Source organism: Adhaeribacter swui, assembly GCF_014217805.1.
Taxonomy (GTDB): domain Bacteria; phylum Bacteroidota; class Bacteroidia; order Cytophagales; family Hymenobacteraceae; genus Adhaeribacter; species Adhaeribacter swui.
Map to the genome: position 1 here is coordinate 5,404,810 of NZ_CP055156.1, position 12,519 is coordinate 5,417,328.

The following is a 12,519-nucleotide window of genomic DNA, read 5'->3' on the forward strand; positions in this document are numbered from 1 at the left end:
TTTGTTGTAGTTTATAGTTCGGGAAAGCAAATAATTTAAAAAATTGGGTAACAAAAAAGGCAGGGAAAACCTGCCTTTTTGCTTTAGGTCCAGTATAAAATGGGAGCCTCCGGAAACCGCCGCTTCAACTCGCTTTGAAAGAAGCTGCGTAACATACCCATGGTAACGGCCGGATACACGAACTTTTTGCCCCCGAACTTATTAAACTTAAAAGTACGGTTAGTTTCGTCGAAATCTACAGATGTATTGGGATACCATTCTTGCAATAAAGCTTTAGACCCCGGAGTAAAGCGATGGGTGATCAGCTCAAAAGTTACCTCGCACGGAAAGTTTAAAGCTTGTTCTATCCGGTCAAGTAAATGCGTGTATTGTTCTTCCCAATCGGGTAATGGCATAATGGGAGCCAGTACCACCCCCACCTTATAACCTCCTCCACCCATGGCTTTGGGCATAGCTAATTTCCGGAGAGCTTCAATCCGGGCATCCACCGAAGCAGTACCGCCCTCCATCAGGGAAGCCACAAAATTGGTATTCAAGCTAAGCCTTGGATGCGTGTTGCCATTATGCGCTAAACCTAAAAGATGATCTACCTGGTCGAACTTAGATACCCAGCGTAAGTGCATATTTTCCTGCTCTCCAAAAAAACGTATGGTTTCAGACAGGCTGCCTGTCAGATGCTCAATACCCAAAGGATCAGTGTAACAGCTCGCTTCAAAAGTGGTAACCTGACCCGGTTTTTGGTAATTTTTTAAATTTTCCAGAATTGCCGGCAAGTTCGCGTAGGTCCGGATAACCGGGGGACCTTGTAAACTACCGGCTAAATAACAATACTGGCAATGCGCCGGACAACCCTCGGCCAAATGAAACTGATAATCGGCTGATGGAGGAATGGGTTGTAATTTAAAAGCGCTCGCGGGAGTCGTTACAATGGCTAAGGTACTTTTGGCTTTCCGGTAAGTTTCCCGTTCATCTTCGCCGCGTAAATCAGTTAAACGGTTCTGCTTTAACTCTTCTACCGGTAAACCTAACGATTTAACCCGCTCGTACATCTGCTGCCCCCAAGGTTCTTGCAAGGCAGCCGGTGTAATTAACACCCGCTTAGGCATCCACAATTTAGACTTACGAACTACTGGTTTAGCAACTACTTCTTCCTGAACGGCTATCATATAATGCGGTATAGATATGTAAAATGTTTTGATACCAAGGTGATGTAAAAGGCTTTTAAACTTACTCACCTGGCTATTATCTTAACACTTACCCTATCCATATAATTCAGGATAGCAATGGAATAAACCAAATCAAACCTGTTGATTATCAGTCATTTGTTCAATAAATTTCAAAACTTAAAAGAATTTATTTTTAAAATTTTAAAGTAGTGAGAATTAAAGTTTAAGCAAGAAAAAAGCCCGAAGAAAAACAGGTTTTCTTCGGGCTTTTTTAAATTTTTGCTATGCTAGATAACTGCTTTAAGCTCTTGTTGTTCCGCGAATGGTTGATTACGTAAACGTTTTCCGGTGGCTTTAAATATAGCATTGGCTACAGCGCCGCCAGTTGGCGGTAAAGCTGGTTCGCCCAAACCAGTCGGGTCTATGCCGTTATCTACAAAGTTTACGTCAATTTCCGGAATTTCTTTTAATCGAATTAAACGATAGGTATCAAAGTTCTTTTGCGTAGGCAAACCATCTTTAAATACCAGGTTGCCGTACATGGCATGGCCAATACCATCCACGATACCGCCACGCATTTGCTGTTCTGCACCGCTTAAATTTACTACAATGCCGCAATCAGCGGCTGCGTAAATTTTCTTTAAAACGGGTTTGCCTTTTTGCACCACTACTTCGCCCACCTGTGCCACGTAAGAAGCATGAGAGAAATAAACGCTAAAACCTTGGAAAACACCTTTCTTTTTACCCCATTGCGCTTTTTCGGCCGCTAACTTGATAACGCCTTTCATCCGGTCGATGTCGTATTTAATATCGCCTACTGGTTTGGCTTTGGCTTTATCCAGTAAGTCCAAGCGGAATTGAACGGGGTCTTTACCTGCTGCTTGCGCCACTTCGTCGAGGAAAGATTGTTCGGCAAAGGCCAGGAAGTTGGTAATGGGCGCCCGCCAAGGTCCCGTGGTAATCGGGGATTGGTGTTCTACAGAATCAATTAATAAGTTATCTACCGCGCCAGATGGGAAATTATGTTCCCGGGTAGAGTTACCGGCATTAATGCTGGCTCCGCGCAACTTATAGCCAATTAAATTTCCTTGCGCATCCAAGGCAGCCTCAAAGCGGTAACGTACTGCTGGCCTGTAAGATCCGCCGGTCATGTCATCTTCCCGGGTCCAGATTAGTTTTACCGGAGCTTTTACCAGGTTAGACACTTCCACGGCTTCTAAAGCATAATCGGCTTTTAACCTCCGACCAAATCCACCGCCTAAACGGGTAATTTCTACGGTAACTTTTTCAGGATCGATGTTTAACAGTTTAGCCGTTTCGGTACGCGCCAGATCCGGGGTTTGGGTTGGGCCAACTAATTCTACACCGTCTGGACGAACATGCGCAAAAAAGTTCATGGGTTCCATCGGACTGTGCGACAAGAACGGACACTGGTACTCACTTTTAACTACTTTAGCGGCATTTTTGAAAGCGGTTTCTACGTCGCCATCTTTGCGGCGCTCGGTAGCGTCGGGCTTGTTCAGCAACTCTTGCAAAATCCGGTCGTGGTCAGCGGTACTTTCTACGTTGCCATCTTTTTCATATTCAATTTTTAAAGCTTCGCGTGCTTTTTTAACCTGCCAGGTAGATTTACCAACCACGGCTACACTATTTTTAAACGTAACCACATCCACAATGCCTGGCATGGCTTTCGCAGCAGCCGAATCTACAGATTTTAACTTCATCCCAAAAGCGGGTCGTTGCACCATGGCAAACAACATGCCTTCGCGGTAAAAATCCAGCCCGAAAAGAGGTTTACCCGTTACAATGGCCTGGTGCTCCACGTTTTTAATGGGCTTACCAATTAATTTAAAATCCTTGCGATCTTTAAGCTTAACTTCAGCAGGAACCGGAACTTGCGACGCTTCGGTAGCCAGTTCGCCGTAAGTTAGTTTACGGTTGCTGCTTTTGTGCCAAACCACACCTTTATCCGTGATTAATTCCGAAACCGGAACTTTCCAGCGTTTGGCGGCGGCTTCCATTAGCATTTGGCGGGCAGTAGCACCGGCTTTGCGTAAACGTTGCCAGGAGTGCGGCACCGCCCCACTACCACCGGTTAATTGGCGTTCGTATTTTTTATCTAATTTGGCTTGCTCTACTTTTACTTTACTCCAATCCGCGTCTAGCTCTTCGGCTACAATCATCGGGAAAGAAGTTTTAATATTCTGGCCGAGTTCGGGATTAGGTGAAAAAATGGTTATAACACCATCAGTAGCTATTTTGAGGTAGCTGTTAAACTCGATACTCCCGGCGGCCAAGGCGGCTTCATCTAAAACCGAGGTAGTTGCGGCTTCGGTACTAAACCAATTAAAACCCAGGAATAAACCGCCACCGGCCGCAGCGGAAACTTTTAAAAAATTACGCCGGCTATTTTGTACTTGCGTTGACATAGCTATTTGGTTTTAGTGGCGGCTAATTGAACGGCTTCGCGAATGCGGTGGTAAGTACCACAACGACAGATATTACCCGTCATACCGGCATCGATTTCGGCCGAAGTTGGTTTCGGATTTTTCTTTAGTAAAGCGGCAGCCGTCATAATCTGGCCAGCTTGGCAGTAACCGCACTGCGACACGTCCACTTCGTTCCAGGCCGCTTGTACCGGATGATCTCCTTTGGGCGATAAACCTTCGATGGTAACTACTTTAGATGTACCAACCGCCGAAACCGGGTAAACGCAGGAACGGGTAGCTTCGCCGTTTACGTGCACGGTGCAGGCACCACATTGCGCAATTCCGCAACCGTACTTGGTACCAACCAATCCCAGGTGGTCCCGCAAAACCCACAGCAAGGGGGTGTCCGGCTCTACATCGGCCTGATAGCTCCGGCCATTAACTTGTAATTTATACTGGGCCATAGTGGATAAAAATTAAGTTTACCGGCTAATTTACTAAACAATACAAATATTCCCACAAATAATTTGCTGTAATTTATAAGAAAGAAAGGGTAAATAGCCTTCCCGAACGCCATTTACCCTTCTATCTCATTCCAGAAACTATAATTCTGATAGTAGTCTATTTATATTATTGCTAGCAGTAACAGCCGCCGCCTTATAACTTAAGTATTCAGTAAAATTAGCTTAAAGTTGAAATTTTTAAATTTTTACAATTTAGAAGCCGCAGCTTCATCCACCAACCAAACCACATCTTTCGTTAAGGGCTCAATCAATTGTGAGGGATATTTTTGCGGATTTCTGGCCCCCTCCTGCACTTCGTACAAGGCATTGGCTTTTTTCTCGCCGTAGGTTAGAAACATAATTTTTTTCGACCGATTCAGGCAAGGCGCTGTTAGCGTAATGCGGTGCATGTGTTGCGGTTCTAAGTAATAGGCTTGCACCCAACGGTCTTGCTCCTGCAGCACGGCCGTTCCCGGAAACAACGAAGCGGTATGTCCATCATCGCCCATGCCCAGCAACATTAAATCAAACAGCAATTCTTCGTCATCAAAATACTTTTTTAATAAATCCTCATAATCAGAAGCGAATTGTTCTGGTGCCACATCCGCCCACATTGGGTAAATGTGATTTTTGGGTACTGGTACGTGGCTTAACAATGTTTCAAAAGCCATTTTGGCGTTGCTACGTTCATCCGTAAGCGGCACCCAGCGCTCGTCGCCCCAGAAAATGTAAGTTTGTTCCCAAGGAACCTGCTCCCGGTATGGGGATTGCGCTAATAACCGGTACATACCTTCCGGCGAAGAACCACCGGTTAAGGCCACGGAGAACTTGCCTTTTTCTTTAACGGCTGCCTGGGCTACTTGCACAAAAATCTCGGCAGCAGCCTGACTTAAGGCCGTGATATTTTTAAAAATTTGAATCATGCTTTCGTTTTTTCTTTTGACTCTTTAGCCTGCCCGTTACGCGAAATGGTTACGGCCCACGTGTGACCTTCGCGGGCGATTAAAGCCTCGGCATTTTCGGGACCCCACATGCCCGCGGAGTAATTCGGAAATTCTAAGGAAGGCCGGGACTCCCAGGTTTCCAGTATGGGCGTAATTACCTCCCAAGCGGTTTCTACCTGGTCAGAACGCATAAACAAAGTGGCATCGCCTTGCAAAGCATCCAGCAGCAACGTTTCGTACGCTTCCGGCGATTGTGTAGAACAATCGTCGTAATCAAAAACCATTTTGGCTGGGGTTAGCTGCATTTCTAAACCGGGTCTTTTGGCCATAAAACGCAGCCGGATATCCATTTGTGGCTGTATGTTAATGGTTAAACGGTTTGGTAGCAAGTTTTCCGAAAAAGAGGCCGAAAAAGTGGAATGTGGCACCGGCCGAAATTGGACCGTAATGGAAGACGTTTTTTCCTGCAAGCGCTTACCGGTTCGTAAATAAAAAGGTACGCCTTGCCAACGCCAGTTATCAATAAAAAATTTAACGGCCGCGTAGGTTTCGGTATTCGAGTGCGGGTCTACGTTGGGCTCCTCGTGGTAACCGGGCACTTGTTTTCCCTGCATCCAACCAGGTCCGTATTGCCCTCTAACGGCGTGCAAGTTTACCTGTTCCGGCGTGTACCGGCGCACCGCCCGCAATACATCTACCTTGCGATTCCGGATTTCTTCGGCTTCGAATGAAACGGGCGGCTCCATAGCTACCATGCACATAATTTGCAGTAAGTGGTTCTGGATCATGTCGCGCAAAGCACCTACTCCTTCGTAGTACCCACCGCGCTCTTCCACGCCTACTTGCTCGGCCACCGTAATCTGTACCGAATCGATGTAATTGCGGTTCCAAAGCGGCTCAAATAATGCATTGGCAAACCGGAAAGCCAGAATATTCTGCACTGTTTCTTTGCCCAGATAATGATCGATACGGTAGATCTGACTTTCTTTAAAAGTTTGGGTAAGCAGTTGGTTTAACTGACGCGCCGATTCTAAATCTTTACCAAAGGGTTTTTCCACGATAATCCGGTCACGGGCCACATCGCTGGCCAAACCGGCAGCGTGCACGTTGGTTGTTACGGCCTCAATAAACTGCGGCGCAATAGACAGGTAAAATAAGCGATTGGCGCGTACTCCCCAGGCTTTATCTAAAGTAGCAATTTTTTCGACTAACTGTGTGTAGGCGGCCGGATCGTTTATCTCTGATTGATGATATAGGATTTCGGGACTGAAACTTTCCCAGTTTTCGGGGCTTGGCTTACCGCTGCGCGAGAACTCCGTAAGACCATCGAATAAACGCTGGCGGTACTCTTCGTCGTTTAAAGGCGTGCGGCCTAAGCCAATAATGGCAAACTTTTCGGGCAACCAGCCATCCAGAAATAAATTATAAAATGCAGGAACCAACTTGCGTTTTGTTAAGTCGCCGGTTCCTCCGAATATAACTACTACAGTTGGTTCTGTTTTTCCGCCTGTTTTCATAAAAGTATTACTAAAAAGATTTAATCAGTTGTTAAATGCTGCTGAGCAATAAAGGCAAAGCTTGCTTCCACTAAGACCTCTTTACAACCCGGAACATTTTTATTTTTTAAATTTTGCTAAAATCAAGCAATCAAGTTGGCTCTGAATAGCGCTAGCTTTGCTGCGGATTAGCTTAATTCCACTGCGTGTGGAAAATGCCCGACTGGTCGATTCGTTCGTAGGTATGGGCGCCAAAATAATCGCGTTGCGCTTGTATTAAATTAGTAGGTAAAATGGCGCTCCGGTAAGCATCAAAATAACTAATCGTGGAGAGCAAGGCCGGCATGGGTATACCTTTTTCTATAGTCAATTTTACAATCGCGCGCACGTCTGCCTGATGTTGGTGTAAAGCAGCACCAATGTTGGCATCCAGCAAAAGATTGGGCAAATCCGGGTTAGTCGCAAAAGCTTGCCGGATATCTTCCAGGCAAGCGGCCCGGATAATACAGCCCCCTCGCCAGATTTTAGCTACTTCCTGCAAATCTAATTCGTAGTTGTAAGCCTTAGAAGCCGTACGCAATTGCACAAACCCTTGCGCGTAAGTCGCGAGCATGGCAAAGTAAAAAGCACTGCGTAACTGATTGATCACTTCTTGGTTTCCGGCATCGGCAGCCGCATTAGCAGAAATGCCGCCTAATTGTTGCGCCGCCAGCACGCGTTCGTCTTTGTAAGCCGATAAGTCGCGCATAGTTACAGCCATATCTACCGTTGGCAAGGGCACCTGCAAATCCATGGCGTTTTGGGACGTCCATTTACCCGTACCTTTTTGCCGGGCCCTGTCCGAAATAACATTTACCAAACGTTGGCCGGTAACGTCATCGGATTTTTTTAAAATTTCGCCCGTAATCTCAATTAAAAAAGATTGTACTTCGGTCTGGTTCCAGTCGCTAAATACTTGTTCTAAAGGGTCGTCGTTTAAACCTAAACCGCGTTTCATGAAATCGTAAATTTCGGCGATAAGCTGCATGATGCCATACTCAATGCCGTTGTGCACCATTTTCACGTAGTTGCCCGCCGAGCCATTGCCTAAAAAAGTAACGCAGGGTTCGCCGTTTACTTTGGCCGCCACCGCTTCAAAAATCGGGCGCAACCGTTCGTAAGCCTGCCGGTCGCCGCCGGGCATCATGCTGGGACCAAAGCGCGCGCCTTTTTCACCACCCGAAATACCCATACCAAAGAAGTGCAAACCTCTTTCGCCCAATTCCACCACCCGCCGATCCGTGTCGGGGAAATACGAATTACCGCCATCAATCACGATGTCACCGGGTTCCAGGTACGGCAACAAACTGGCAATGGCCGCATCTACCGCTTTACCAGCGGGTACCAGCAACATTAAGGCCCGGGGTTTGCGCAACGAATGAATAAATTCTTCGGCGTTGGTTGTGCCTTTTACCGGCTTTCCTTTATCGGCTTCGTTTTCCAGGGCTAAGGCTTTGTTGGGATCCAGATCCAAGCCCGAAACAGCAAATCCGTGGTCGGCCATGTTTAATAGTAAATTCCGGCCCATCACCCCTAAACCAACCATGCCAAAATCGAATAATGTATCGCTCATAAAAACTTAAGTAATGTTAATGAAATTGCGGATTTAAAATTTTTTAAAAATTATTGCGCGTGATCGGGCAAGCTACTTTGGGTGCCGGCAAACCCGGACTTAAACTAAGCCTAAATTAGCCAGCGCTTGCCTGGTTAAATTATAATCGGTGTGGTGGATGCAGTGCATACCCAAACTACTGGCCACCTGTACAAACATGGCGCGGTCATCTACATAAATTACTTGATCCGGGAAAACTTGGGCTATATCTAAAGCCATGCGAAATAAATCGTGATCTGGCTTCCTGAAATGGGCATAGCACGAGGAAACAAACATGTCCATGAAGTTATTTAACCCGAAATGCTTGATGCGGTACTCATTTAATTCCCGGCCTTCGTTGTTAACCGCCGCAATTTTTAAATTATAGCGTTTTTTTAAATCGGTAATCAGGTTGATCATGTCCGGGAAAGGGCTGGTTTGCTCCATAATAAAGCGAGTAAATTCCTGGGTCGAGTATGGGCGCGGTTCGTAGAAAACAATCCGGTCCAGGTATTCTTCCAGGGTTAACTTACCCGATTCGTAGGTGTCAAAAGTAAGATGGTGCCGTTCGTTCAGTTGTTCGTAATCCAAATCAAATTTCTCGGCCGCTCGTTTCCGGGCATTTCGGTCCCAACCGTTGGTAAGTAAAACTCCTCCTATGTCCAGAAAAAGAGCTTTAATGGATGTGGTGGAACTCATTATACCGCGGCAGCTTCTTTGCGTTTATCTTCCAGCACCTGGAGTAAACTGTTAAACGGTTTGATAAATTTTTGAATACCTTCTTCTTCCAACTGTTTGGTAACCGCGTTTAAATCCACGCCAACTTGCGGTAATTCCGCAATCAAATTACGGGCTTCTTCGGTACCTTCTTCCAAGCGGCCGGCCGGTTCGCCGTGGTCGCGGAAAGCATTTAGCGTTTCCATAGGCACGGTATTTACCGTATCCGGACCGATTAAGGATTCAATGTACAACACATCGCGGTAAGCCGGGTTTTTGGTACTGGTGCTGGCCCACAACAAACGCTGGGGTTTGGCTCCTTTTTCGGCTAAAGCTTTAAATCGATCTGAGTTAAAAACTTCTTTATAAATCTGGTAAGCCATTTTGGCGCTCGCAATAGCGGTTTTACCAATCACTTTTTCCGCCAGTGCGGCTTGATCGCCGCCATTCTGTTTTACTTTTTCCAGCATGGGATCTACCAGGGCATCAATCCGGCTCAAAAAGAAACTGGCTACCGATGCGACTTTATCAATGGGTTCACCTTTTTGTGCCCGTTCCTCCAGACCAGCCACGTAGGTTTCGGCCACTTGCCGGTAGCGCTCCAGGCTAAACAACAAGGTAACGTTAATGTTAATCCCTTCCCTGATGAGCTGCGTAATGGCTGGCAAACCTTCGGGCGTACCAGGTACTTTAATCATTACATTCTTCCGGGCGAGCGTTTGCCAGGAGGCCTGGGCTTCTTTCACGGTTCCGGCGGTATCTTGCGCCAGAATCGGCGAAACTTCTAAACTCACGTAACCGTCCAGTCCATCTGTTTTTTCGTAAACCTCTTTAAAAACGTCGGCGGCGTTTTGCACGTCTTCAATGGCTACGGCCAGAAAAATTTCTTCGGTGGATTTACCGGTTTTGGATAAAGTTTTGATGGTGTCCCAGTAATCATCGCTGCGGGCAATGGCTTCTTCAAAAATGGCCGGGTTAGAGGTAACTCCCCGTAGATCGTCTTCGTCGATTAATTTTTTTAACTCACCGGAGGCAATAAACTTGCGGCGGATATAATCTAGCCAGATACTCTGGCCAAAAGATGAAATTTGAGCAAGAGAACTTTTCATGATTTATTCTTTTTTTCTAAAGCGATAACTTTATCTAAGCGCCGTTGAAAGCGTTCTTCTTTTTGAAATTCAGCGTTCAAAAAAGCTTGTACTAACTCCCAAATCAGCATGGGGCCAATTACCCGGCCGCCAATACACATTAAATTTAAATCGTCGTGTTCCACACCCTGGTGGGCGGAGTAACTTTCGGTGATTAAAGCCGCCCGTATGCCCGGAAACTTATTAGCGGCCACCGATACGCCCACTCCACTGCCGCACACGGCAATGCCACGGTCTACTTCTTGCTTACTCACAGCTTCGGCCAAAGGCACAATAATATCGGGGTAATCATCCTGAGCGTCGTACTGGTGGGCGCCATAATCTTTTACGTCGTGTCCGGCTTCGCGCAGTTGTTTGATGAGCTGCTGCTTTTGTTCAAAGCCGGCGTGGTCGGCGGCAAGTCCTATTTTCATGGCGTTTATTGTTTTACTAAAGCACGGGCTTTTTCACACACGTTGGCAACCGTAAATCCAAATTCCTCCAGTACTTTTTCGCCTGGTCCCGATTCACCATACCGATCGATGCCGATTACCTCGCCTTCAGTGCCTACGTAGCGGTACCAGGCCAGGGTAATACCTGCTTCTACGGCTATCCGCTTCCGGACAGCTGGTGGCAGTACTGCATCGCGGTATGCCTGGTCTTGCTGATCAAATAACTCCCAGGACGGCATACTTACTACCCGGGCTTTAATGTTTTCTTTGGCAAGTTCGGCTTGGGCGCCTAAAGCTAATTGTACCTCCGAACCCGTACCAATAAATATAACATCCGGGGTACCAACGGCGTCGCTGAGAATGTAAGCGCCTTTTTCCAGGTCACGGGCCGGGGCATACTTATTGCGGTCGAAGGTGGGTAATTTCTGACGGGTAAGAATTAAAGCCACCGGACCTTTCATGCGGGTCATGGCTACCCGCCAAGCTTCTACGGTTTCGTTGGCATCGGCCGGCCGGATTACGGTTAAATTCGGAATGGTACGGAGAGCGGTCACGTGTTCCACGGGTTGGTGGGTAGGTCCGTCCTCGCCCAACGCAATGCTGTCGTGGGTAAATACGTAAGTAACCGGCGCTTCGGTAAGAGCCGCCAAACGTATGGCACCGCGCATGTAATCCGAGAAAGTTAAGAAAGTACCGCCGTAAACGCGTACGCCCCGGTGCGAAGCCATGCCATTTAAAATAGAACCCATGCCGTGTTCGCGCACTCCAAACCAAATATTGCTGTGGTCGTAGCTGCCCGGCTGAAAACTAACTTCGCCTTTGGTCGGCATTTCGTTGGAACTAGCTAAATCGGCGGATCCGCCAATTATCCAAGGAACCGTTTTCTTAATGGCTTCCAACGTTTTGCCTGAGGCTTGCCGGGTGGCCATGGAATCAGCAGGAGTAAATACGGGTAAATCTGCATCCCAACCTTGGGGTAGTTCACCGTTGTAGGTTAAGCGTAACTCTTCACCTTCCTGGGTAAATTTTTTAGTGTATTCATCAAACAGCCTTTGCCATTTGGCTTGCAGTTGCGCTCCTTGTTGTCCGGGTTCCAGTAAATGGTCGCGGACTTCGTTGGGTACATAAAAGCTTTTGCCAGGATCCCAGCCGAGCGTTTCTTTGGCTTTTTTTAAATTTTCTTCGCCCAGCGGATTGCCGTGTACTTTGCTGGTGCCCTGCAACGGACTGCCGTAGCCAATGATGGTTTTTACCGAAATCAAAGAAGGCTTTTCGGTTTCGGCCTGGGCCGCCCGAATGGCTTGGTCAATGGCTTCGATGTCGTTGCCATCGGTTACCCGTTGGGTGTGCCAACCATAAGCTTCGAAACGAGCCAGCACATCTTCAGTGAAGGCTAAACTGGTGGGGCCATCCAGCGAAATATCGTTATCGTCGTAGAGAAAAATCAGTTTGCCTAATTTTAAATGGCCGGCTAAAGAAGCAGCCTCCGCGGCTACGCCTTCCATTAAATCGCCATCGCTTACAATGCCATAGGTATAATGATCGATTAAATTAAAATCTGGGCGGTTGTATTTGGCGGCTAAAAATGCCTCGGCCATTGCCACTCCAACCCCATTGCCAAAGCCTTGACCTAATGGTCCGGTAGTTACTTCGATACCAGGGGTAAGCATGGATTCGGGGTGGCCCGGGGTTTTAGAACCAATTTGCCGGAAGTTTTCCAGTTCCGACATAGGCAAATCGTAGCCGTACAAATGCAATAAACTGTATAATAAAGCCGAACCATGTCCTGCCGAAAGAATAAACCGGTCGCGGTTTTGCCAGTGTGGGTCCTGGGGGTTGAACCGCAAAAAACGCGACCACAATACGTAAGCCATGGGAGCGGCGCCTAAAGGTAAACCCGGATGTCCCGAATTGGCTTTCTGCACCATATCGGCCGAAAGAAAACGAATGGTATTAATACTTAGCTCATCGAGCTGGGTTAAAGTTTCGGTAGTATTTTGATTAGCCATAAGTAACAAGAATTGGTAAACTCCAAGTAAGCTTTAACGCGAAGTA

10 protein-coding genes are annotated in these 12,519 nt (G+C 47.0%); all 10 read right to left on the bottom strand.

Annotation, left to right across the window (positions count from 1 at the left end; translation table 11 throughout):
* Positions 1–83: 83 nt before the first annotated feature.
* On the bottom strand, positions 84–1,166 hold the full coding sequence (locus HUW51_RS22385; protein WP_185271819.1) for an SPL family radical SAM protein: 1,083 nt from the start codon (positions 1,164–1,166) through the stop codon (positions 84–86).
* Positions 1,167–1,453: 287 nt separating this feature from the next.
* Positions 1,454–3,595, bottom strand: coding sequence for a xanthine dehydrogenase family protein molybdopterin-binding subunit (locus HUW51_RS22390; protein WP_185271820.1), 2,142 nt, complete (start codon positions 3,593–3,595; stop codon positions 1,454–1,456).
* Positions 3,596–3,597: 2 nt separating this feature from the next.
* Positions 3,598–4,059 (bottom strand): (2Fe-2S)-binding protein, encoded by a 462-nt coding sequence (locus HUW51_RS22395; RefSeq protein WP_185271821.1) that lies wholly within the window; start codon positions 4,057–4,059, stop codon positions 3,598–3,600.
* A 245-nt stretch (positions 4,060–4,304) separates the two neighbouring features.
* The gene (gene pgl / locus HUW51_RS22400; protein WP_185271822.1) at positions 4,305–5,021 is read right to left on the bottom strand and encodes a 6-phosphogluconolactonase; all 717 of its coding nucleotides are present in this window, start codon (positions 5,019–5,021) and stop codon (positions 4,305–4,307) included.
* Positions 5,018–6,559, bottom strand: a complete 1,542-nt coding sequence (gene zwf / locus HUW51_RS22405; protein WP_185271823.1) for a glucose-6-phosphate dehydrogenase — start codon at positions 6,557–6,559, stop codon at positions 5,018–5,020. Before zwf ends, pgl begins: the two co-directional genes overlap by 4 nt.
* A 172-nt stretch (positions 6,560–6,731) precedes the next feature.
* Positions 6,732–8,150: an NADP-dependent phosphogluconate dehydrogenase gene (gene gndA, locus HUW51_RS22410; protein ID WP_185271824.1), complete on the bottom strand. Its 1,419-nt coding sequence runs from the start codon at positions 8,148–8,150 to the stop codon at positions 6,732–6,734.
* 99 nt (positions 8,151–8,249) lie between these two features.
* Positions 8,250–8,867: an HAD family hydrolase gene (locus tag HUW51_RS22415; RefSeq protein WP_185271825.1), complete on the bottom strand. Its 618-nt coding sequence runs from the start codon at positions 8,865–8,867 to the stop codon at positions 8,250–8,252.
* Positions 8,867–9,994, bottom strand: coding sequence for a transaldolase (gene tal / locus HUW51_RS22420; RefSeq protein ID WP_185271826.1), 1,128 nt, complete (start codon positions 9,992–9,994; stop codon positions 8,867–8,869). The genes HUW51_RS22415 and tal overlap by 1 nt, the downstream gene beginning before the upstream one ends.
* Positions 9,991–10,446 carry an RpiB/LacA/LacB family sugar-phosphate isomerase gene (locus HUW51_RS22425; protein WP_185271827.1) on the bottom strand — a complete coding sequence of 152 codons (456 nt, stop codon included), beginning with the start codon at positions 10,444–10,446 and terminating at the stop codon, positions 9,991–9,993. Before HUW51_RS22425 ends, tal begins: the two co-directional genes overlap by 4 nt.
* Positions 10,447–10,451: 5 nt before the next feature.
* Entirely contained in the window at positions 10,452–12,473 is a 2,022-nt protein-coding gene (gene tkt, locus HUW51_RS22430; protein ID WP_185271828.1) for a transketolase, read from the bottom strand.
* Between the last annotated feature and the right edge of the window lie 46 nt (positions 12,474–12,519).

Coding starts and splice junctions, on each gene's coding strand:
- HUW51_RS22385 (WP_185271819.1), bottom strand. CDS start 1,166: ATGATAGCCGTTCAGGAAGAAGTAGTTGCTAAACCAGTAGTTCGTAAG.
- HUW51_RS22390 (WP_185271820.1), bottom strand. CDS start 3,595: ATGTCAACGCAAGTACAAAATAGCCGGCGTAATTTTTTAAAAGTTTCC.
- HUW51_RS22395 (WP_185271821.1), bottom strand. CDS start 4,059: ATGGCCCAGTATAAATTACAAGTTAATGGCCGGAGCTATCAGGCCGAT.
- pgl (WP_185271822.1), bottom strand. CDS start 5,021: ATGATTCAAATTTTTAAAAATATCACGGCCTTAAGTCAGGCTGCTGCC.
- zwf (WP_185271823.1), bottom strand. CDS start 6,559: ATGAAAACAGGCGGAAAAACAGAACCAACTGTAGTAGTTATATTCGGA.
- gndA (WP_185271824.1), bottom strand. CDS start 8,150: ATGAGCGATACATTATTCGATTTTGGCATGGTTGGTTTAGGGGTGATG.
- HUW51_RS22415 (WP_185271825.1), bottom strand. CDS start 8,867: ATGAGTTCCACCACATCCATTAAAGCTCTTTTTCTGGACATAGGAGGA.
- tal (WP_185271826.1), bottom strand. CDS start 9,994: ATGAAAAGTTCTCTTGCTCAAATTTCATCTTTTGGCCAGAGTATCTGG.
- HUW51_RS22425 (WP_185271827.1), bottom strand. CDS start 10,446: ATGAAAATAGGACTTGCCGCCGACCACGCCGGCTTTGAACAAAAGCAG.
- tkt (WP_185271828.1), bottom strand. CDS start 12,473: ATGGCTAATCAAAATACTACCGAAACTTTAACCCAGCTCGATGAGCTA.